Here is a 21,865-nt window from a genome sequence, read left to right on the forward strand (position 1 = left end):
TTATTTTGGAATAAGATTTGCTTTAGCTAATTCGCTAATGTTCTTCACAGAGCTATGTATTCACAGATCTATGGCATGTTCGAGAACGATAATCGAAATCTAGGCCATAGCGAATCAACAAACTAGCGCATTAATGAATGAGAGCCTTATTGCTCTTGTTGACTTCTTATCTCATAAAATCGCTATCTCATTAAGTAGGAAATGACTGTGGTAAAACCAAACATAATAAAAACCAGTGAAAACCCACTTCAGACCATCGAAGTTGAAGTGTTTGATGAATATGGCGAAAAGCTAACGAAACAAATTGCGTGCGAGCGCCCTCTTACCGTTATGTTGAACTGGAAAGAGATCGTAACTCTAATGACATTGGGTTCACGCCCGGAAGCATTAGTCTTGGGTTATTTGAAAAACCAAAGCTTCCTTTCTGATCCAGAAGCCGTTGAATCAATCATCATCGACTGGGAAACCAGCTCAGCAGCGGTTATCACCAAAGAAGATACGAGCCAACTTGAGCAAGCGCTTAAGAAGAAGACAGTTACCTCTGGCTGTGGCCAAGGTACCATGTATGGCAACGTGATGAAGCAATTGGAAGATTACCAAGTGCCTCAAACCAAGATTAAGCAATCTGAAATCTATACGGCTCTAGAAGCGCTGACTCATTATAACGACACCTACAAGAAAGCGGGTGCGGTTCATGGCTGTGCTGTTTGCAAAGACGACAAGGTTCTATCGTTTGTTGAAGATGTTGGCCGACACAATGCCGTTGATACATTGGCTGGTGAGATGTGGCTTAACAAAGAGACAGGTGAAGATAAGATCTTCTACACCACAGGCCGTTTAACGTCTGAGATGGTGATTAAGGTTGCGCAGATGGGAATCCCTGTTCTACTGTCACGCTCTGGCGTTACACAAATGGGCTTAGATTTAGCGCAGAAGTTCGGCATCACTACGATTGCTCGCGCTAAAGGTTTACGCTTCCAAGTGTTCACGGGTGCAGACAAGATTGACTTTGATGTGAAAGGTGAATAATCAGCAGTCGGAAAAAAGCGTAGGTTTGATTGGTGATTCACTAACCGCTTCTAATTGTAAAGTTCTGATGTAAATAGTTAGTGACCCATCAAGGATAAATACATAGAAACTTAGCTAGATACAAAAACGCCGTCATGCTTTTTAGTATGACGGCGTTTTTAATTTTCAATTTATAGCTTAATTTCCAACGCATAGAGTTGAAAACTAAGGCTAACTTAAAGCTTAGCCGCGTGCTTTCAAGAACTCAGCGTAAGTACCGCGGAAATCGTTGATCTTGCCATCTTTGATTTCAAGGATACGAGTTGCAAGCGAGTCTACGAATACACGGTCGTGAGATACGAAGAACAATGTGCCTTTGTAGTTCTCAAGAGCCAAGTTAAGCGCTTCGATAGATTCCATATCCATGTGGTTTGTTGGCTCATCCATTAGCAGGATGTTTGGTTTATGCATCATGATTTTACCAAGAAGCATACGACCTTGCTCACCACCAGAGATAACCTTTACAGATTTCTTAATGTCGTCTTGACCAAATAGCATACGACCTAGGAAGCCACGAACAACTTGCTCGTCTTCGCCTTCTTGGCGCCATTGGCTCATCCAATCAAACAAGTTCATGTCTGTCTCGAAATCGTGTGCGTGATCTTGAGCGTAGTAACCGATGTTTGAGTTTTCAGACCACTTGTACTCACCTGTGCGAGGCTCAAGAGCGCCAGCTAGTGTGTTAAGTAGTGTTGTTTTACCCACACCGTTCTCACCGATGATAGCAACACGCTCACCTACTTCGAAAATACCGTCGAACTTGTTGTATAGGTCTTCTTCAAAACCTTGAGATAGGTTTTCAACCACAAGTGCGTTACGGAATAGCTCTTTAGACTGTTCGAAACGGATGAATGGGTTTTGACGGCTAGACGCTTTAACTTCGTCTAGTTGGATCTTATCGATCTGCTTAGCACGTGACGTTGCTTGCTTCGCTTTAGATGCGTTAGCAGAGAAACGAGATACGAACGTTTGAAGTTCAGCAATTTGTGCTTTCTTCTTAGCGTTGTCAGACAGTAGACGCTCACGAGCTTGAGTCGCAGCCGTCATGTACTCATCGTAGTTACCTGGGAATAGACGAAGTTCGCCATAATCAAGGTCAGCCATGTGTGTACAAACAGAGTTTAGGAAGTGACGGTCGTGCGAAATGATGATCATTGTGCAGTTACGTTGGTTTAGCGTGTCTTCCAACCACTTGATGGTGTCCATGTCCAGGTTGTTCGTTGGTTCGTCAAGAAGCATGATATGCGGGTCTGCAAACAGTACTTGAGACAATAGAACACGAAGTTTCCAACCCGGTGCTACTTCGCTCATCAGACCGAAGTGCATTGATTCTTCAATACCTACCGCTAGAAGAAGCTCACCAGCTTTAGCTTCTGCCATGTAACCGTCCATTTCAGCGAACTGAACTTCAAGGTCAGCCACTTTCATGCCGTCTTCTTCGCTCATTTCTGGCAAAGAGTAAATGCGGTCACGCTCTTGCTTAATAGCCCAAAGCTCTTTGTGACCCATGATAACCGTGTCGATTACCGTGAATTCTTCGTAAGCAAACTGGTCTTGGTTTAGCTTAGCAACGCGCTCGTTTGGATCGTAGCTTACGTTACCAGCACTTGGCTCAAGTTCACCAGATAGGATCTTCATGAACGTCGATTTACCACAGCCATTCGCGCCGATTAAACCGTAGCGGTTGCCTTCGCCGAACTTAACTGAAATATTTTCGAAAAGTGGCTTAGCGCCGAATTGTTGGGTGATATTTGCTGTGGAGATCAATGCCATTACCTTTTTAATGTGAAAAACGCCGCAACGTTACTTGTTCAGGGCTTTAACTGCAAGTATTGATTGCAATTACTGGCCATTAAGTGAGTGATAACCTAGCCAAATCATAGTTTGAACTGACTCACATTTTTGGTTTTCTATTTATCGCCGTAAAACCGTCGATTTTAAGGAAAAACAAAATATCGAACAGCGCACCATAATGGGCGGTATATAACGTCCCAAATCATGCCAACCATTGAATATATCGTATGCTGATTGGTCACAGTAAAAGCCAACCCGATCAACGCAACAGAAGACATAATAAAGATGCTCAAATACTAGCCTAATCCCTGACAATTTCATGACAAAATCGCTCGAAACAGGAATAAAGTACTCGCCCCCGACACGGGGTTGGATTTCACAAAGTCAGATTATCTAACTATAGTAATCCTAACCTCATAATTCTAAGAGACTTTTATGCGTTCACTATCGCGCTTCTTAATCCTCACTTTGGCCATTCTCTCTTGGCCTAGTCATGCCAACTTGGAATATGACTTACAATCTCAGCCGCAGGTATCCGATTCTGCTGTTGATCTCGATGATCGAATTGATTCGTTACCCGACCCCCTCTTTATGGAACCGTCGGACAGACGCCAAGTCAATATATTGCTCGCTGAAGTGCTACAAGTTCAAAAGCAGGAAATCAAAACCTTCGAGCAACAGATAAAAGCCTACAGAGCGAACAACGACGCCGATCAATGGTTTGCCGTTCAAACCAGTTACGTCACTTTGAATAGCTTGAATGTGAGCAAGCAACACCTGTTAGAGCAGACGAATTCCGCTAATAAAGAGCGCCTAACGGGTTTTGGCCCCTACGGCGTAACTCAATTTAAGCAAGAGTGGGAATTAACCAAGCTCAACATTGAGTATCTTGTTTATTTCCAAATTCGTAGCTTTAAAGCGCTTGTTAAAGACATCTTTATTTCGCCAGTGCCAGTGATTGGTGCCTCACTAAAAGTGTTATTCATCTACTTCGGTTTAGTGTGGTGGCTTGCCAACAGCACCCGCTTGATTGAACTGTTTCGAATTAACTTTCTTGAAGCGAAAACGAACCCTCCTTTTCTGGTTCGCGTGATTTGGTATATCAGCCGCGCTGATCGTGCGATTGCTTGGCTAATTGCCATCACATTGTCATTGAGAGTGCTTTCTAGTATCCCTAGTCTTCAACATTTGATTTTCCTGGAGATCTTCACTTGGTGGATTCTAGGTGGTTCGATTGCCATCAGCTTTATTTTGGAATTTGCCTACCGTTTAGGTCGTACATCAAATCAAGAAGTGATAGTACTACGCCTATCGACTATTCGTCGTTACGTGTGGAGCTTCATCGTTGCGGGTGTGATTCTCCAGATATCAAGTATTACGCTAGGCAAAGGTACGATTTACAGCTGGATTTACAGCGCTCTGTTTTTCTGGTTTGTGCTGGTCACGATCTCAGTTCTCAGACTATGGAGAGCGAAGGTCTTCAATACGTTGCAACACATCTCTGATCGCCCGGTTTGGGTGAATTGGGCAGTAAACCGCAAGGATACCTTCTTACTTAATATATTGGCGACGGCCATTGGCATCGTGTGGTTGAGTGTTTACAACTTTCAACATCGAATTATGGCCCTGCTATCCAATTACACTTTGTTTAGCCAGGCCTTAGCTTATCTATTTAGAATTGAAGTTGCTAAACAGTCTGACCTTGATAAGAATCAGCAAAACTTGGTTCGAATCAAAGGCGATCAAACCTATGAATACATTCTTCCGGGTAATATCGACAGTACGTTGATAGATTACGCGGGAGATGAAATTAAGCAGTTATCACGCTACTTAATGTCAGACAGCCCGGCTATCTGTATTGTGTCTGGCGAACGTGGTGTCGGCGCGACAACGCTGCTATATACCTTACTGCACAAAGTCTCTAACGCTGAGCCTGTATACGTGAGTTGCCCTTATGCGGGTTACCAAGAGCTTTTAGCGCATTTAGCCGTGAGCATTGGCTTGGACGAAGAAGCGACTGAAATTCAAATATTAGCGCATCTTCGTAAGAGCAATACCACTTACCTTATCGCGATTGATAACGCACAACGACTGGTGCAACCAATGGTCGGTGGCCTGTCTGATTTGATTCGTTTGACCAACCTTCTGCGTCGTTCTAAAAAGAACCACCGTGTCGTGATATCGATCGCCAAATCAAGCTGGCGATTTGTGGATAGAGCGCGTGGCGAACGTTTGCTGTTTGACTTGGTGTGTTTCCTTCCGCGTTGGACAGAGAAACAAGTGGGTGAACTTCTAAATAGCCGTATCAATACGGAGCTTGAGAAGCCGTTGTCTTTTGATGGTTTAGTAGTCCCTAAGCAATGGGACCAAGATGATATGAGTGAAGAAGAACGTGCACGCCAAGGTTTCTATCGAATTTTGTGGCACTATTCTGATGGCAACCCTACCGTTGCGCTGCGTTTCTTCCGACTCTCTTTGAACCGAAACAAAGAGACAGATCAAGCCGTGGTGCGTCTGTTCCATGTTCCTGAAGCCCAGGAGCTGGAAAATATGCCGAAACCTATGCTGGCTGTACTTCGTTCTATCGTACAACTGGAAATCGCTTCTCCGGAAGTATTGTCTGAATGTACACAGCTGAGCACGGCAGAGATAACGGGGATTCTGCGTTACTTTGAAAGCCGTGGTTATATTGGTTGGCATGAAGAAAAGGCTCGGATTTCTGAGCACTGGTTCCGCCATATTACGAACGTTCTCGACCGTCAACATCTACTGGTGAAGTAAAATGAAGAAGTTATTTATCCTACTATTTGTTGGCTTGGCAAGTGCTGTCAGTTTCCCGACCTTTGCGACGGAAGAGTTAGCTAACGTAGAAAACATATCTAAAATAGCGAGCCTTGTGCGATGGAGCGGCGTGTTCTTCTCCATGATCGTTATTGCTGCGATGTGGTTATTGCTTAAGTTCATCAACTCGTTAGTGACCAGCTTTGGTAGTCAGTTCGTGCAATATCGAATGCTACTACAAAAACTGCAGTCGTTTACTCAGTTCTTCATCTATGTGAGCACCGGTCTTATCGTGTTCATGATGAGCTTTAGAATCAACGACCAAATACTGGCTTTGATTGGTGGTACACTCGCCGTGTCAGTCGGCTTTGCGCTTAAAGATTTGGCAGCTTCATTCATCGCGGGCATCACGGTAATGATTGATAGACCCTTTCAAGTTGGTGACCGCGTCACGTTCGAAGGCAACTACGGAGATATCATTACCATCGGTTTGCGTTCAGTGCGAATGAGAACGCTGAACGATGACATCATTACCATTCCTAACAACAAGTTCTTAAATGAAGTGACCACCAGTGGTAACTACGGTGCGTTGGACATGCAGGTGGTGATTCCGTTTTACGTTGGTATGGATGAAGACATCACCCTAGCCCGCGATCTGATTCAAGAAGCGGCGTCTTCAAGTCGTTATATCCACTTGCCGAAACCTGTAACGGTTTTGGTTAAACAGACGATTACCGATAACTACCTAGCAATACAGCTAACTTGTAAGGCTTACGTTGTGGATACTGCGTATGAGAAGCTGTTTGAAACCGACATTACTTTGCGTGTGATGAAAGAGTTTAAGAAGCACAACATCAACCCACCGAAAATTTCAGTAGCGGCGCATTAGGCTTGATGCTTTAGACGTTTGTTGCTTATAGCAAATGACTAGCCATAAATAAAAACACCTCCGAACTTATCGCAAGTGCGGAGGTGTTTTTTATGAGCTTTTTATCTTTAAGCTAATAGTCCTATTGATGCTAAACCTTAAAGTATTTCAATTGCTCAGTAAGGTGTTCTGTAGTGTTCGCCATTTTCTGACTGTCTTCTGCGAGCGATTGTGAGGCTTGGAGTACCTCATTTGCAGCGAGTTGAGATTTGGTTTGCGATAGATTAGTAGTGCGGAATTTTCGTGCTTGGGCTAAAACGTTCGTGTAATAGCCCAAGCGCGTTAGAAATATTATCAGATGATAATATCAGTGAATGAGTTCTTAGAACTTATAGGTTTGATACAAGCAATTGAGGTGTCGCTTTCTGTTGAAGATAGATACTAAAGCAACTTCCCTTACCTACCTCAGATTCAACTCGGATCTCGCCGCCAGTTTGGCTCAAGATACTCTGAGATACTGACAACCCTAAGCCCGTGCCATCTCGTTTGGTGGTATAGAAAGGCGAGAAGATACGTTTCAGTTGTTCTTCCTTAATACCGCAGCCTTCATCTTGAACATGAACGATAGCGCCATGAGACACACCATTTTCAACCCAGTCTTCACTCGAAATGGTTAACGTGCCCTGACCGTCCATTGCATGAATCGCGTTCATTTGTAGGTTAACCAGAATCTGTAGCAATTGGTTTCGATTGACCTCGACTGAGGTTTTAGCGTTCAGCTGCGATACGTACACAATGCCTTTCTTCTTCGCACCTGTTTTTACGAGCGTAATACTTTCATCCACTATTGGGTTGATATGTTGCCACGTAATTTCGTCTTGTACGCCGCCGTGACGGCTGTATTGAAGCAGGCTTCGTGTGATATTTCGAATTCGGTCAATCTGCTCCATGATCGCGTGGACTTCCTCATCTACACGGCTCACTTCATCGCCCAGTTCAAACTTCATCAGTTCAACGTTGCCAAGAATCACGGCGGTTGGATTATTGATCTCATGAGCAATACCTGCCGTTAATTCACCTAACGCGGCCAGTTTTTCATTGACCACCAGCTTATCTCTGGCTTGATTGAGAAGCTTGATGTGCAGTTCAAGTTCTTCAGTTTTCTCTTTCAAACTCGCGGTACGAGAATGCACTTTGCACTCTAGTTCAGACGCCGCTTGTTGAATCTCTTGATTACGCTCGTGCAGTAGATCCAACATCTTATCGAACTGTTTAGCGAGCAGTGTCAGTTCGTGTTGATCATCCAAACCTAGCGTACCAATTCGCTTGTCTTGCCCCATCTGTACTAGCTTCACCACTTTATGAATGCGTTCGATTGGGTTGAAAAGATCACGTGCGCCACGGTGAACGATCAAACCGGATGCCAACAGAAGCAACACAATGGTAATGCTAATTTCGCCAAGGTTGGTTAAGTACGTTTCTATCAGCGGCCAAATCAAATAACCGGTGTAAAGCATACCAATCACATTATTAAACTGGTCATGGATTGGTTGGTAAGCTGTGATGTACCAAGCATCGTAAACATACGCTCGATCTAGCCACTCTTTACCTTCATTCAAGACTTTCGAGTGAACCTCGTGAGAAACACGTGTACCAATGGCGCGCCCTACACTGTCTTCACTGCTCAAAGGCACGTTGGTGCTAACACGAAGATCATCAAGGAAAACCGTGACCGTTCCTATATGACGATTAAAACCTTCTCGTTGTGGATAGATAAGGTTACTGATTTGGTCAACAAGTTGAGTACTGTTATTCAGTAAGATCCCACCATCCAGAAAACCAATCACATGATCATGTTCATCTTTGATGGATACAACGGTTCGGCTTACCAATCCGCGAGTCTCGACCTCTTGCCCGTTGAGCATCGGAACTTCCGCTTTTTTAGCGAGGTCACGATCGAGATAATTGAGTTCATTACGGCTTAAGACACTGAAAAATGAAGGCTTGTGAGTTAAGTTTAGATATTCGAGTTTCTTTTCCATGCTCTCGACACTGCGCCAGCGCAGAAAATCGAGCTCATAGCGAGATTTGTTCTCAGACACCCAGCGAGTTAGCTCTTCGTGTGAAAGATCACTCGCGAGTTTGGTTCGAAAGTTATAAGACTCGGCGAACGCACGAACGTTGTATGCTTGCTGATTTTGGATCAGGTGAATACTGTTATCGGCAACATCCAAGCGTTCATCAACATCAATCAGAGCGCCCTGCCACGTGTAACGTATTGACCAATACAGTGTGATAGCCACAAGCGCGCACAAGGTCAGAATGATCGGAGCTGATGTTAGGAATAATAATCGGTAGCGAACCATGGTTTTGAATCGGAACGCCCACTTTGACCACCAACGACGTCTAATCGGCATATTCAGAGCCTTCTGTGTTCCAATCTTTGTACTTACGCTCTAGCGTTTTACGTGCGACGCCAAGATCTCTTGCAGCTGCCGATTTATTGCCATCATGAAAACTAACCAGCTGTTCTATATGAGATTTTTCTACTTCTTTGAGTGTCCAAGTGTTTGGATAACCCTCGGCAGCGTCTGCATTATTCAAGTTTGGCATTTCCGCACCATGTGACACCGTCACTGAAATGCTAGCGGGAACAGGATCACCATTAATCTCGCGCCAATAGTGTGCTGGTGGCTTGTCTAAAAGAATGCATCGTTCGACTAAGTTTTTAAGTTCACGAATATTTCCCGGCCATTCGTATTCGTTCAACGCCAAGATATCTTCATGTGCCCAATTTGGAACTGGCATGCCAAGCTCGCTCGATAAAAGACGAGTAAAGTATGGAACAAGTTCAATCAGGTCTGACGGGCGCTCTCTCAATGGCACCACATCAATCTTAAGTACATTGAGTCGGTAGAACAGATCGCGGCGGAAGTGCCCTTTATCGACCTCTTCTTGAAGATTTCGGTTGGTCGCCGCCACCACTCGTACGTCAACGGAAATTTCCTTTTCGTTACCGACTGGACGAATGGTTCTTTGCTCTAACACGCGTAGCAATGCAGCTTGCATTGGCAGTGGCATTTCACCAATTTCATCAAGGAACAAGGTGCCACCACTTGCGACTCGGAAAAGACCTTCACGGTTTTTCTTCGCACCAGTAAATGCGCCTGATGTATGTCCAAACAGTTCACTTTCTAGAAGCTCTGGAGCAATCGCACCACAGTTGATTGGCACAAATGGACCTGTGCGTTTACTGGCTTCATGTACACCACGAGCAACCAGCTCTTTGCCGGTACCCGACTCACCTTCTATCAAGACGGACGCTCGAGACGGTGCAAATTGACTGATCAGCAATTTAAGTTGTTTGGTCTTGTCTGAATTGCCAATCAGTTCAGTCTTGATATGACGACTCACATCACGCTTCAACGCGTACTGCATTCTTTGGTCGAGTCGCTTATCCATACAACGCAGAACCGCTTGTATCATCTGTTCGAGGTTGAACGGCTTAAGAATAAAATCTGAAGCACCAAGCTTAAGCGCGGATATGGTCATCTCTAGATCGGCATAACCCGTCATGAAAATCACATCGGCGCGTTTGTCGTTGTCGTTAAACGCCTCTTCCCACTCAATGCCAGATCGGCCTGGTAGGTTGATATCAAGGACAATCAGATCAAAATGTTCGCTCGAACGCAGCGTTTCAGCCTCTTCAACCGATCCTGCGCTCGACACCTTGCCAAAGAACTTACCTAGTGCTTTCTTTAAGATAGCCTGCATACCCAATTCATCATCGACGACCAAAACGGAAAAGGCCTGATACTGAGTCAATGTGTTCGGGTTGAGATTGGATGCAGATGAACTAGGTAAAGACATAATGATTAGCCGGTGAGAAAAGTTGGGACAGAGTGTACCAATTAACCTTTTCTCCAACAGGGACAATGTGCGACATTTTGTCCTAGCTCATGTTTTGATTCATTTTAACGGGGTAAAAGACTCAGTTTTGTCCGAAATAACAGCAATTTAATGAAATCTGATGCATTATTTGTTGGCATTAAGATTGCTTATAAGGTGTAGATTTCTAATTACAACAATTAGCGTCTTATGCACATGCCCTCTTTGAGCCCTTTAAAATTGAAGGCATGTCATTCATTTATAACAGAATGGACATAATAATAATGAAAGCAATTCCCCTAACTATTGCAGCTCTATCTATCGTCAGTTACACGGCTAGCAGCGCGGAAGACACCACTCATATTAAGTTGGCGACAACCACAAGTACTTATCACTCTGGTCTACTGGACTACTTATTGCCTGAGTTCGAAAAAGATTCTGGTATCAAGGTTGATGTTCTAGCTGCGGGTACCGGTAAATCACTTCGCATGGGCGAAAATGGTGATGTTGATTTGGTAATGACTCACGCACCAAAAGCTGAAGCGAATTTCGTAGAAAAAGGCTACGGCGTTTTACCTCGTAAGCTGATGTACAACGACTTTGTGATTGTGGGCCCTCAAAGTGACCCAGCAAAAATTGAATCTCAAAAAGCAGTGGCAGATGTGTTCAAAGCGATCGCGACTAATAACGTGACGTTTGTGTCTCGTGGCGACGACTCTGGTACTCATAAGAAAGAGATGGGCATTTGGGCGCAAACTAAAATTGAACCAAACTTTGGTGGTTACCGCAGTGTTGGTCAAGGTATGGGCCCTACTCTGAACATGGCGTCAGAGATGCAAGGCTACACCATGACAGACCGTGGTACTTGGTTGGCTTACCAAAATAAACTGGATCTAAAAATCCTTTTCCAAGGTGACAAGAACCTCTTCAACCCTTACCAAGTGATTCTGGTTAACCCTGAGCGCTACCCAAGCATTAACTACCAAGCAGCGAAAGTATTCAGTGATTGGTTGGTTAACCCTAAAGGTCAGAAACTGATTAACGACTTTAAACTGCATGGCAAACAGCTGTTTGTAGCGAGCGCAGAGTAGTTTTTCGTCAGCGTAGATTCGTTTATAACAAGCTGAGAATGGTTTGTTGTAAGTACTAATTCCAATTAGCACTACGCTTAACTAACCAGTTAACTGAAGCATTTAAAGAAACAATAGCTGGCCAATATAGGCTCAATAATATTGTGTCAGCTATGATTAACATCAGTCATTACCGATAAAGACCTATTATCGATTCACACGAGATACTTCATGACCCTATGGCAAACAACGATTGATGCAATGAACCTACTAGTGAGTTTTGACCACGAATTGTGGAAAATCGTCGCGGTATCCTTCAGCGTATCTTTGTCCGCCATCTCATTGGTGATTGTTCCTGCAATCCTTATGGCTTTCTTATTGGCTTATACCGAGTTCCCCGGGAAATGGGCTCTGCTTTCAGTGATCAACACCCTGCAAGCAATCCCTACTGTGGTTATCGGTTTGTTGATGTACATGATGCTTTCTCGCTCTGGCCCGTTAGGTGATTGGCAATTGCTGTTCACCCAAAAGGCGATGATTCTAGGTCAAATGGTGATCTGTTTCCCTATCCTAGTTGCGATGATGCATGGCGCTCTGCAGGCCAGTGACCGCCGTGCGGTAGAAACAGCGCGCACACTTGGCGTATCAACAACACGCGTGGCGTGTACCTTGATTTGGGAAACGCGTTTTCCTCTGTTGGCTGCAACCATTGCTGCCTTCTCTCGTATCGTCACTGAGGTTGGTTGTTCAATGATGGTCGGTGGCAACATTATGGGGATGACAAGAAACATCCCAACAGCTATCGCTATGGAAAGCCACAAAGGCGCATTCGCTCAAGGCGTCGCCCTCGGTATGGTGTTATTAGCATTGGCATTAGCCCTTAACTTTTTCCTTTCCAGTGTGAGAGGAAAAGGCTATTTAAGAACTTAGGAACGCTGTCATGAGTATAAAAATAACAACGCAGCAAATTTCAATGCGCTACAAAGAGCGTGTTTTGTTCCATATTCCCGAATTGTCGATCGGCCCCAACGATGCCATTTATCTCAAAGGAGATAATGGTGTGGGTAAAACGACCCTACTTAAAATATTGTCTGGATTGATTCAGCCAAGCTCTGGCCGCATTCAGTCTCCAACACAAAGCTGGCAGCAGATCTTATTCCCTAGGCTCAAGTTCAAAGACATTATCTACCTGCATCAAACCCCCTATCTTTTTGATGGTTCGGTGTACCAAAATGTCGCTTATGGCATTCGCTTTAACAAAGAGAGCCAAAAAGATAAGCGAGCTCAAATAATTAATGCGCTGAGAATGGTAGGTTTAGAAACCTTGGCAGATGAACACATTTCTGTGTTGTCTGGTGGTGAGCGTCAACGCGTTGCAATGGCACGAGCTTGGATTCTTAAGCCGTCAATCTTGCTAATGGATGAACCAAGTGCCTCTTTAGACAAAGAATCTATTGAAAGATTGGTGATAATGGCCGAAGATCTTCTTCAAAGAGGCGCGAGTTTAGTCATCACTAGTCACCAAACTAACGCGTTAACCGACTTATGTAAGAAGCAATGGTGGATCAAAGACAATACTTTGACCGAATCGCCGCTTCTGCAAGTTATTCAGAAAGATAAAGCACAAGAGAATATTTATGCTGCTTCCAACGCAAACTAGTTGGGTTATTTTGGCTGGCGGACAGGCCAGCCGCATGGGCGGAAAAGATAAAGGACTTGTTGAGCTCAACGGTTCTCCGCTTATTCAATACGTTATAAACAAGCTGTCACAACAAGATGTCAGCATCACCATTAATGCCAACCGTAACTTAGACAGTTACCAAGCATTTGCTCCGGTTGTCTCCGATTCTTTCCCTGACTATCCAGGTCCATTGGGCGGTATTCATGCTGGCCTTAAAAACGCGAGCACAGACTGGGTCGGCTTTGTCCCTTGCGACAGCCCACAAATCAGTGACGACCTTGTTGAGCGTTTTTGTTCTGCAGTTAAAGAAGACAGTGACATTCTTGTCGCGCATGATGGCGAATTTAAGCAACCTGTATTTACCCTATTCCACAAACGTGTGCTGCCAAAGTTAGAAGCGTTTTTGGAGCGTGGTGATCGTAAAATCATCTTGTTATACAAAGAATGTGTCACGGAATATGTCGATTTTAGCGATTCTCCTAACTGCTTTGTTAATCTGAACACGCCAGAAGAACTCACCCAATTCGGAACGCTTCAATAATGAAAGATTCAAAACAACGCCCTAACCTTCCTCTATTGGGCTTTGCTGCTTATAGCGGGACAGGTAAAACAACGGTACTTGAAGCGTTACTGCCTCTGCTGACTAATGCGGGTTTAAAAGTGGGTGTGTTAAAACATGCTCACCACGATTTTGATGTCGATAAGCCGGGTAAAGACAGCTACCGTTTACGTAAAGCGGGCGCAAACCAAATGCTGATTGCATCGCGTAATCGTCACGTGATGATGACAGAAACGCCAGAAGCCGAAGCTAATTTTGATTACCTTCTGACACGTTTCGATACCAACACGCTTGATCTGATTTTGGTTGAAGGCTGCAAGAACATTGCTTTCCCTAAAATTGAATTGCACAGAGATGAAGTCGGTAAACCTTGGTTATACCCGAACGATGACAACATTATTGCCATTGCTGCAGACAGCCAAGTGGAATCCGAACTGCCACAAATGGCGATCAGTGACTTAGAAGCGATTCGTGATTTCATCATTGAATATGCTCAGTCGTTTGACGGTTCCTCGAAAATAAGCGAAACCGCTTCTTGTTCGTCTTCAAAAGACAACACGCCCGCAGTGTGTTGTGATTCGTTCTCTCCTGCTGGTTTAACCGTTACTCAAGGCCAACAAAAGATTGTTGATAGCATTGACGCGCTTGATCTCACAGAGAGTATTGAACTATTGCAGGGCTACGGTCGTGTTTTGGCTGAAGATATAATCTCGCCAATCAATGTGCCTCAAAACACCAACTCAGCAATGGACGGCTACGCAATTCGTAGTGAAGATTTAGAGCTGGATAGTTACCAACTGGTTGCTGAAGTTATGGCTGGTCACAGCTACGAGCAAACTGTTCAACAAGGTGAAGCAGTTAAAATCATGACCGGCGCACCAATGCCAGAAGGCGTTGATGTTGTCGTGATGCGTGAACAAGCCGTCCAAGATGGCGATAAAGTTAGCTTCCCTGATGCTAAAATCTCGGTTGGACAAAATGTCCGTATGGCAGGTGAAGATTTAGAAATCGGCCAACCTGTCTTTACACGTGGCACACGCATTGAAGCGCCAGAAATGGGCATGATGGCGTCGTTAGGTTTTGGTACCTGCCCTGTTCTGCGTAAAGTGAAAGTGGGTGTGTTCTCTACGGGTGATGAAGTTCAAGCGCCGGGGCACGAGCAAAAACCAAACTCTATCTATGACTCAAATCGTTTTACTATTATCGGCATGCTTCAAAAGCTCGGCTGTGACATCGTCGATTACGGCATCATTGAAGATGATGAGCAGAAGATGATGGATGTGCTGCATTCTGCGTCGCTTGAAACCGATATGGTTTTGACTTCTGGTGGTGTGTCTGTTGGTGATGCGGATTACATCAAGCTTGCGTTAGATAAACTGGGTGAAATCAACTTCTGGCGTATCAACATGCGTCCAGGTCGCCCATTGGCTTACGGTAAGATTGAGAACAAGCCGTTCTTTGGTTTACCGGGTAACCCTGTTGCTGTGATGGTGTCGTTCATTAACTTTGTTGAGCCTGCGATCCGCAAGCTTCAAGGTCAAACGAACTGGACACCAGTAAAAGCAAATGCTGTAGCAACTGAACAACTGCGCTCACGCCAAGGCCGTACTGAATTTAGCCGTGGTGTGTTCTCGATGAATGAATCTGGCGTGCTTGAAGTGAAAACAACGGGCAAGCAAGGTTCAGGTATTCTGCGTTCAATGAGTGAAGCGAACTGCTTAATCGAAATCTCTCCAGCAGTTGATACTGTGAAAGTTGGCGAGACAGTGACGATCATTCCTCTGCAAGGTCGTGTTTGATTCAAAGCTCAAACACCTAAATTGACTTAGCTGCTTTTTAATTGACTTAGAAGCTCATTGCTAAGACATAGACGAAGCCCCTTCTATCGAGCTTTCGATGTTAAGGGGCTTTTTGTTCTTTTCGTTTCGTGAAAGACAACCTGTTCGTTGCCTAAAAGACAAATAGCTTAAATTACGCTAAACGTTAGAACGATAATCTTAAGATTTCTTATCATAACCTTGAGCCACGTACTGTTTTTATGTAGAGTGCGCGCAAAGTAATAATTCTATTGGAGAGCATCATGGCTCGTACCATTCTGTACACTTACAAAGACGAAGACAAAGAGTTACTGTTTTCGAAACAAGAACACCGCACGATCCAAGAAGCTGTAGCTGCAGCCGAAGGTATCGACATCACTGAGTACCTAAAAACTGAGCAACAGCTTGAGTTTATTTCTGATACTAAAGCGGTTCGTAACTACCAAGACAACTATTTCCGCAAGCTTGGCTTTACTAAGCTTACGTTGAAGCAAAAAGACAACCTTGGTGTTGGTAAAAAGAAGAAGTAAGCCCTCTGGCTTCTTTTTCTCGTTCTGTAGTTTCTTGCTTTTCGTTTGCACTTGAGAGCTAAGAAGTTAAGAGCTAAAGAAACGGAAACACCGAACAATAAAAAATGCCGCAACCTCTTTTGAGATTGCGGCATTTTTATTTATGCTTTTAACTATCTAACCTTAATTAGCTTAACGGTAAGTAATGATTACTTAATGTTAAGGAATGCTGCGCCACGAACGCCACCTGAATCACCGTGCTTCGCTTTGATGATCTTTGGACATTTCGCTACAGACAATAGGTATTTAGGAACACGCTTTGGCATCTCTTCGTAGATAAGTTCGAAGTTTGAAAGTCCACCACCTAGTGCTACAACATGCGGGTCAAGTGCAGTAAATAGGTTTGCGAAACAGATAGCCAATAGTTCCATGAAACGGTCAACGTGCTCAGCTGCTTTTGCTTCGCCTTCGTTGTACGCTTGGATGATTTCAATCGCTTTCTTTTTCTCACCGAAGTAGTGCTCATAAATCAGTTCAAAGCCGCGACCAGATAGGTAGCTGTCTAAACAACCTTTCTTGCCACAACCACAGCCTAGTAACGGTGCGTTGTCGCCAAGGTGGAACCATGCATCAATAGGAAGACGCATATGGCCGAGCTCGCCAGCAACGTGGTTACGTCCTGAAAATACTTTGCCATCAAAAACCAAACCACCACCAAAACCAGTACCTAGAATTAGGCCAGCTACTGATGGTTCATCTTTCAATTCATCATCCCACGCTTCAGACAGCGCAAAACAGTTCGCATCGTTCTCGATTTTAACACTACGACCAATCAGCGCTTCTAAGTCTTTGCGTAATGGCTTACCTGTTGAAGCCGGTACGTTAACAACAAGCATAGTGCCGTCGTCCGCATCTTCCATGCCTGGAAGACCAAGGCCAATTTTGCCTTCGCAAGAGAATTCGCTATCGTATTTTTTTACCAAACCGGCAATCGTATCAAGTAGCAGTTGATAATCTTCAGTAGGCGTTGGTACGCGTTCGGTTGCTACTCGCTCAAGTTTTTCATTGAACGCACCAAACTCAATTTTTGTGCCGCCAACATCAAAGCCGTAATACATGAAATCTCTCCAATTTTTCCCTAAATTCGGGCAAATAAAATTTTTAAATTAAACAACTAGGAAGCATTATCCATAACACTCCCCCTACAAACCGTGATAGATAACAAACTTATCTCGTGTTCGAATCTGTTTGAACAACAAGTCAGCACAAAGCGGTTAAAGGTTAGAGTGACGTCTCACTTTTAGTATGCTCTATGAAAGCATTCAGGCTTGGTTTGGTTGGATCGGACTTATAACGCGTCTTACTCAACATGTAGCTTTCACGAAATGCTTCAAACCATAGCTGTAAAGTCTTAGCGCCCTGTTCTTCACCGGCTTGTTTCAAAACTAAGCTCGCTACTTCGGCCGTTGATAGATGTTGTTCGTTGTCTGACTTACGCATCATGTATTGAGAAACCGATTCCGGCTCAATCGACAACACCGGTAAATCTTGCAGATACTCTGAGCGACGGAAGATACGTCGTGCTTCGCGCCAACTGCCATCAATGAAAATCAGCAATAGTGTTTTGTTTGGGTCACGCATTTGTGGCAGATCTTGAACTACGCGCGTTTTGTCGTCGGTATAGTCTTCAGGGAATACGATCACAGGTTGGTATTTGTCATCTTTGAGGACATCCAACATCTCTTGATTTGGCTCAGTACGATGCCAAAGGTAGGCGTAACTGTCTTTAACCGTATCAACAATCAAACGGCCGGTATTACTTGGCTTTAAGATTTCGTTGTCTGACAAGATCAACATAGTCGCGACGTTCGTATCAACGTTAGGTTGATGCTCACAGATACAGCTGTCTTGTTTGATTTTGCAGAATTCACATCGCACGACTTTACACCCGCGCGCATTAAACGGTTTGGTAGCAATGGACAAACGATGTTGATATAAACGGTGAAAAGCGTGGATTCTCATGGACAATAACGATAACTCTAGAAAAGTGGCACGATTGTACTTACAGTGTCCTTAGAATGATAGAAGGAATTCCCATGCAAGACCCATCACTGCTTCGCCTTGTTTGTTTTATTGTCGTTTTTGGATTGTGTGCGCTTTGGGAATACCGTTTCCCGCGTAAAACACTGACTCAAAGCAAATGGTTTCGTTGGGGGAATAACTTTGCGTTGGTTGCTTTGAACAGCTTTCTATTAGCCACTCTAATTCCTATTGCAGCATTCCAAGCGGCGGTCATTGCGCAAGAAAACCAATGGGGTCTGTTCAATACCCTGTCACTTCCTAAAGAACTCACCATTTTGATCTGCGTATTACTGTTAGATTGCGCCATTTACCTGCAGCACTTGGTGTTTCACCGTGTTCCTTGGTTGTGGAAGTTACATCGAGTTCACCATGCGGACCTAGATATCGATGTCACAACCGGAACGCGCTTTCACCCTATTGAGATGATTCTTTCAATGCTCATCAAAGTGAGTTTGGTAATCGCACTTGGTGTTCCCGTAATTGCGGTCGTGATATTTGAAATTGTTCTTAATGCGAGTGCGATGTTTAACCACAGCAATGCGCGTCTACCGTTGTGGATTGATAAGCGGTTGAGAAAAGTGATTGTGACACCAGATATGCACCGCGTTCATCACTCGGTTATCGTGAAAGAAACCCACTCAAACTTCGGTTTCTTTTTATCTGTGTGGGACATCCGGTTTAAGACTTACCGCGCTCAACCAAAGCTTGGTCACGATAACGTTCAGATTGGCGTTCCCGAGATTCAAGATGGTAAAGAACAACGGTTAGATCTGATGCTACGTCAGCCATTTACTCAATTCCCGACGACGAAAAACTAGGTTTGAATTCGTTTGAGGCTCAAGCTTATCTTGAGACCAAACTTATCTTAATAACGAAGTTAGCTTAAATACAAACTTAGCTGAATGCCAAAACAAAACGCCCTTAGATTCTTGTGAGAACCTAAGGGCATTTCTGTATCGATAGTCGTTATAAGCGTAGTTAGTGACTAAGTGCTGCTAGTACTTAAACTCTTGCGCACACTAACTTAACTCTCACGCACGTTTATTTCAGCGCGCTTGTTTATTTCAGTACATATTTATGAAGCATAGCTTGTTGGTGCCCTGCTATCTCTCCGACTTGCTCTGAACTCTCGATCATAGATTCAAGTTGCAGTTTAGTATTCTCACCCTGCTCAGACACGCGAGTGATAGAATGCGTTACATCGACAGTCGCACGTGCTTGTTGTTCGGTTGCCACCATGATTTGTTCAACACGTCCTTTAATCTGGCTAACCGCAAATTCGATTTTCTCGAAGGCTTGTCTTACATCGCCACTGGTTTCCAGTGCATTGGCCATCTCACTTCTCGATTCCGTTACAGAAGCACGTGAGCGATCGGCTGCCGCTACTAGTTCGTTCATCATGCTACGAATATTGGTGGTTTGCTGGGATGTGCCGCTCGCCAATTTACGCACTTCGTCTGCAACTACCGCAAAACCTCGACCTTGTTCACCTGCTCGCGCCGCTTCTATCGCAGCGTTCAGTGCCAATAAGTTGGTGTTTTCAGCGATACCACTGATCATGTCGACCATTTCACGAATCTGTTTCACTCGACCATCCAAGTCAGCCATCGACTCTTCACTCATGCTAAGAGAGTGCTCAAGCGCTTGTAATCGTTGGTGGTTAAGGCCAACCACTTGGCTGCCATTCACTGACTCATCTTCTGCTATTTGAGCATCGTCGTTCGATGCGTTAGAGATACGAGCAATCTCACCAATCGATGCTTCCAGCTCCGTAATGGTGGTGATCATATTCTGAAGTGATTCGTTCTGCTCGTTCAAGCTCGAATTGGTTTGCTCTGCAGCGTCGTGGCTTACTTCTGCCGTTTGATAAAGCGTCTCACAGTTGCGCGTTACTAAACGAACCGAATCTGCGGTTGAATCAACGACCGTATTGAGTTTTGAAGTAATAACTTGCAGCTCTAGCGGCCCCAGTAATTCACTCTGTTTAGAGAAGTCATGATCTGCCAGTGAACTCAACTGTTGAGTTATGTTTTTAAGCCCTTTATTCATCCAACGGCGTAACACGAACCATGAAATCACAATGATTACGGCAATCACTAGCCCGCTGATAAACAACACACGATCAATATTGGTAATGGTTTGATTTACAACCAGTTCACTTTCATCAATCAGGTGGGAAGCGGTGGAAGACAGCTGATTCAATGTGCTAATGACGGTGTTCGCTAAGTTAATGACTTGCGTTAAGTTTTGCTCTTGCTGCTGAACCAGTTCGAGTTTCAAGAGGATTTGTTTGATTACGCCTTCTTCGGTAAAGCCTTCTTTCACCATCTCGTAAGGCGCCGTCAAGCTCGCGAACTCAGCGATGTCTGGGTGCCAATCGGCAAAATCGCTGTAAGCCAAGTTCAGACCTGCGATTCGGTTTCTCAATTGACGGTATTCGTCTTGTGCTTTATCAATGTCAGATTGCATCATCAGCATCAAGAAGGTGTTCGCCATAGCAGACGCGCTGGATGTAAATCGGTTCGCTGCATCGCTCGCTTCTGGGTTGTCTTCAACCAAGAATGAGCTGATTCTATTCATTTCTGGTCCGATAGACCCAACGCCATAACGGAACTCGCCCATTTTACTGTCGATCAGATTTTGCTTACTTTGAATCTCAATCTGCGCCAGCAGTACCGTGTTGGTCATAGCTTGCAGTTGCGCCATGTCATCGACAAGGATTTGTTGTTGCTCTAAAGAGATCGCATCAGGAAAAGATTGGGAAATAAAAAGAAGTTCCTCTAGCGTGGTATTGCTCTCTGTCGCGAGTTGGTCAATTGAGCCCCTTGTGGCATTCAGTGTATCTAAGTCGGTTGATTGGGTGCTGTAAGTGAGAAGTTTTACTTGTTCTAATACGCTTTGCGTTAATTCGGCGTTATGTAGAGCAAGGGGTAATGCTTGTTCCGAGAGTGCATCAAAATGTCCCCCGACCCGTTCAACGCCCCGAATGCTAACCATTGATAAAAAAGTAACAAGTAAAAGAATGGAAATAAATACAGCAGTGACGGTTTGAATGAGCGAGAATGTATAACGTGAGGGTTTTATTGATAAATTTGTGTCGGGCATGTGAAATCCAGTTTGACTACGAAAAGAGATATCCTTAAGTTAGGTCGTATACTAGAAGTCCTTGATGACGTTTTTATTTCAGTTTTTTGTCAGAAGAGTTACATATGAAAATCAGAAAAATGGCTGTAGTTACAATAACTTTAGCAACATTGGCTGCTTGTAGCTCGTCACCTTCGCCTTCTCAGCTTAGTCAAACCGCACAGAAACCCCTATCAAAGTCAGAACAATTGACTACAAACGCTTATATGAGCGTGTATGAACAGTGGAAAGGCGTGCCATACCATTTCGGTGGGACCTCATTTCGAGGTATAGATTGCTCTGCTTTTGTTCAAATCGCCGTGCAAAATGCGACTCAACAAGCTCTACCAAGAACCACAAAAGACCAGAGTAAAAAGGGAAAAGAAATTGCGTATGGGCAGGCAACAAGCGGTGACTTGGTGTTTTTCAAGACTTCGATGACGGTGCGACATGTAGGCGTTTATTTAGGAAACAACCAATTTCTACATGCCTCGACATCGAAAGGTGTCATTATTTCTAGGTTAGATAACCCTTACTGGGCATCCAAGTTTTGGCACTTTAGGCGTTTATAGCGGTTCGAAAGATAAACCGCTGAGCGAGGTAACTCTAGAAAGATACGACTTAA

17 protein-coding genes are annotated in these 21,865 nt (G+C 44.3%); 11 read left to right on the forward strand and 6 right to left on the reverse strand.

Annotated features, from left to right (window positions below):
- Nucleotides 1-207 precede the first annotated feature (207 nt).
- On the forward strand, nt 208-1,029 hold the full coding sequence (locus tag AB4486_RS15315) for a formate dehydrogenase accessory sulfurtransferase FdhD (RefSeq protein ID WP_017068189.1): 822 nt from the start codon (nt 208-210) through the stop codon (nt 1,027-1,029).
- A 222-nt stretch (nt 1,030-1,251) separates the two neighbouring features.
- Here AB4486_RS15315 and AB4486_RS15320 read toward each other — a convergent pair whose 3' ends face one another.
- Nucleotides 1,252-2,835: an ABC-F family ATPase gene (locus tag AB4486_RS15320; protein WP_009846736.1), complete on the reverse strand. Its 1,584-nt coding sequence runs from the start codon at nt 2,833-2,835 to the stop codon at nt 1,252-1,254.
- Nucleotides 2,836-3,297: 462 nt separating this feature from the next.
- Between AB4486_RS15320 and AB4486_RS15325 the strand changes: the two genes are divergently transcribed.
- Together AB4486_RS15325 and AB4486_RS15330 are read left to right on the forward strand one after the other, a co-directional pair.
- Entirely contained in the window at nt 3,298-5,643 is a 2,346-nt protein-coding gene (locus AB4486_RS15325) for an ATP-binding protein (protein ID WP_372102755.1), read from the forward strand.
- A gap of 1 nt (nt 5,644) precedes the next feature.
- On the forward strand, nt 5,645-6,532 hold the full coding sequence (locus AB4486_RS15330; protein WP_017063876.1) for a mechanosensitive ion channel family protein: 888 nt from the start codon (nt 5,645-5,647) through the stop codon (nt 6,530-6,532).
- Between the two features lie 368 nt (nt 6,533-6,900).
- Here AB4486_RS15330 and AB4486_RS15335 read toward each other — a convergent pair whose 3' ends face one another.
- Both AB4486_RS15335 and AB4486_RS15340 read right to left on the reverse strand, forming a co-directional pair.
- A complete protein-coding gene (locus AB4486_RS15335; RefSeq protein WP_102333335.1) occupies nt 6,901-8,928 on the reverse strand; it encodes a cache domain-containing protein in 2,028 nt (675 codons plus the stop codon).
- Nucleotides 8,918-10,381: a sigma-54 dependent transcriptional regulator gene (locus AB4486_RS15340; RefSeq protein ID WP_065584417.1), complete on the reverse strand. Its 1,464-nt coding sequence runs from the start codon at nt 10,379-10,381 to the stop codon at nt 8,918-8,920. The genes AB4486_RS15335 and AB4486_RS15340 overlap by 11 nt, the downstream gene beginning before the upstream one ends.
- 302 nt (nt 10,382-10,683) lie before the next feature.
- Here AB4486_RS15340 and AB4486_RS15345 point away from each other — a divergent pair, with 302 nt between their 5' ends.
- The 6 genes from AB4486_RS15345 to AB4486_RS15370 all read left to right on the forward strand — a co-directional run bounded on the left by AB4486_RS15345 (nt 10,684) and on the right by AB4486_RS15370 (nt 16,056).
- Nucleotides 10,684-11,490, forward strand: coding sequence for a substrate-binding domain-containing protein (locus AB4486_RS15345; RefSeq protein WP_017059611.1), 807 nt, complete (start codon nt 10,684-10,686; stop codon nt 11,488-11,490).
- Nucleotides 11,491-11,700: 210 nt separating this feature from the next.
- The gene (locus tag AB4486_RS15350) at nt 11,701-12,399 is read left to right on the forward strand and encodes an ABC transporter permease (RefSeq protein WP_017067174.1); all 699 of its coding nucleotides are present in this window, start codon (nt 11,701-11,703) and stop codon (nt 12,397-12,399) included.
- A 10-nt stretch (nt 12,400-12,409) separates the two neighbouring features.
- The gene (locus tag AB4486_RS15355; RefSeq protein WP_004733775.1) at nt 12,410-13,129 is read left to right on the forward strand and encodes an energy-coupling factor ABC transporter ATP-binding protein; all 720 of its coding nucleotides are present in this window, start codon (nt 12,410-12,412) and stop codon (nt 13,127-13,129) included.
- Entirely contained in the window at nt 13,107-13,691 is a 585-nt protein-coding gene (mobA, locus tag AB4486_RS15360) for a molybdenum cofactor guanylyltransferase MobA (protein WP_004733776.1), read from the forward strand. The genes AB4486_RS15355 and mobA overlap by 23 nt, the downstream gene beginning before the upstream one ends.
- Complete coding sequence (locus tag AB4486_RS15365) at nt 13,691-15,508, forward strand: bifunctional molybdopterin-guanine dinucleotide biosynthesis adaptor protein MobB/molybdopterin molybdotransferase MoeA (protein WP_372117629.1); 1,818 nt, start codon at nt 13,691-13,693, stop codon at nt 15,506-15,508. The genes mobA and AB4486_RS15365 overlap by 1 nt, the downstream gene beginning before the upstream one ends.
- A gap of 281 nt (nt 15,509-15,789) precedes the next feature.
- Nucleotides 15,790-16,056: a DUF2960 family protein gene (locus AB4486_RS15370; protein WP_004733780.1), complete on the forward strand. Its 267-nt coding sequence runs from the start codon at nt 15,790-15,792 to the stop codon at nt 16,054-16,056.
- A gap of 188 nt (nt 16,057-16,244) precedes the next feature.
- Here the strand turns inward: AB4486_RS15370 and nagK are convergent, their stop codons facing one another.
- Both nagK and AB4486_RS15380 read right to left on the reverse strand, forming a co-directional pair.
- Nucleotides 16,245-17,153, reverse strand: a complete 909-nt coding sequence (nagK, locus tag AB4486_RS15375; protein ID WP_004733781.1) for an N-acetylglucosamine kinase — start codon at nt 17,151-17,153, stop codon at nt 16,245-16,247.
- Nucleotides 17,154-17,316: 163 nt separating this feature from the next.
- Nucleotides 17,317-18,063: a tRNA-uridine aminocarboxypropyltransferase gene (locus tag AB4486_RS15380; RefSeq protein WP_017080483.1), complete on the reverse strand. Its 747-nt coding sequence runs from the start codon at nt 18,061-18,063 to the stop codon at nt 17,317-17,319.
- 68 nt (nt 18,064-18,131) lie between these two features.
- Here AB4486_RS15380 and AB4486_RS15385 point away from each other — a divergent pair, with 68 nt between their 5' ends.
- A complete protein-coding gene (locus AB4486_RS15385; RefSeq protein WP_372117632.1) occupies nt 18,132-18,935 on the forward strand; it encodes a sterol desaturase family protein in 804 nt (267 codons plus the stop codon).
- Nucleotides 18,936-19,176: 241 nt separating this feature from the next.
- Here the strand turns inward: AB4486_RS15385 and AB4486_RS15390 are convergent, their stop codons facing one another.
- Nucleotides 19,177-21,222: a methyl-accepting chemotaxis protein gene (locus AB4486_RS15390; RefSeq protein WP_372117635.1), complete on the reverse strand. Its 2,046-nt coding sequence runs from the start codon at nt 21,220-21,222 to the stop codon at nt 19,177-19,179.
- 104 nt (nt 21,223-21,326) lie between these two features.
- Between AB4486_RS15390 and AB4486_RS15395 the strand changes: the two genes are divergently transcribed.
- On the forward strand, nt 21,327-21,812 hold the full coding sequence (locus tag AB4486_RS15395) for a C40 family peptidase (RefSeq protein ID WP_017059602.1): 486 nt from the start codon (nt 21,327-21,329) through the stop codon (nt 21,810-21,812).
- Nucleotides 21,813-21,865 lie beyond the last annotated feature (53 nt).

It is taken from the genome of Vibrio sp. 10N.222.55.C6 (genome assembly GCF_041473395.1).
GTDB lineage: Bacteria > Pseudomonadota > Gammaproteobacteria > Enterobacterales > Vibrionaceae > Vibrio > Vibrio crassostreae_C.

Bases quoted from the DNA above. Each gene is read 5' to 3' on its own strand.
- mobA (WP_004733776.1), top strand. From the start codon at position 13,107: ATGCTGCTTCCAACGCAAACTAGTTGGGTTATTTTGGCTGGCGGACAG.
- nagK (WP_004733781.1), bottom strand. From the start codon at position 17,153: ATGTATTACGGCTTTGATGTTGGCGGCACAAAAATTGAGTTTGGTGCG.
- AB4486_RS15365 (WP_372117629.1), top strand. From the start codon at position 13,691: ATGAAAGATTCAAAACAACGCCCTAACCTTCCTCTATTGGGCTTTGCT.
- AB4486_RS15385 (WP_372117632.1), top strand. From the start codon at position 18,132: ATGCAAGACCCATCACTGCTTCGCCTTGTTTGTTTTATTGTCGTTTTT.
- AB4486_RS15390 (WP_372117635.1), bottom strand. From the start codon at position 21,222: ATGCCCGACACAAATTTATCAATAAAACCCTCACGTTATACATTCTCG.
- AB4486_RS15325 (WP_372102755.1), top strand. From the start codon at position 3,298: ATGCGTTCACTATCGCGCTTCTTAATCCTCACTTTGGCCATTCTCTCT.
- AB4486_RS15330 (WP_017063876.1), top strand. From the start codon at position 5,645: ATGAAGAAGTTATTTATCCTACTATTTGTTGGCTTGGCAAGTGCTGTC.
- AB4486_RS15395 (WP_017059602.1), top strand. From the start codon at position 21,327: ATGAAAATCAGAAAAATGGCTGTAGTTACAATAACTTTAGCAACATTG.
- AB4486_RS15335 (WP_102333335.1), bottom strand. From the start codon at position 8,928: ATGCCGATTAGACGTCGTTGGTGGTCAAAGTGGGCGTTCCGATTCAAA.
- AB4486_RS15355 (WP_004733775.1), top strand. From the start codon at position 12,410: ATGAGTATAAAAATAACAACGCAGCAAATTTCAATGCGCTACAAAGAG.
- AB4486_RS15350 (WP_017067174.1), top strand. From the start codon at position 11,701: ATGACCCTATGGCAAACAACGATTGATGCAATGAACCTACTAGTGAGT.
- AB4486_RS15340 (WP_065584417.1), bottom strand. From the start codon at position 10,381: ATGTCTTTACCTAGTTCATCTGCATCCAATCTCAACCCGAACACATTG.
- AB4486_RS15345 (WP_017059611.1), top strand. From the start codon at position 10,684: ATGAAAGCAATTCCCCTAACTATTGCAGCTCTATCTATCGTCAGTTAC.
- AB4486_RS15370 (WP_004733780.1), top strand. From the start codon at position 15,790: ATGGCTCGTACCATTCTGTACACTTACAAAGACGAAGACAAAGAGTTA.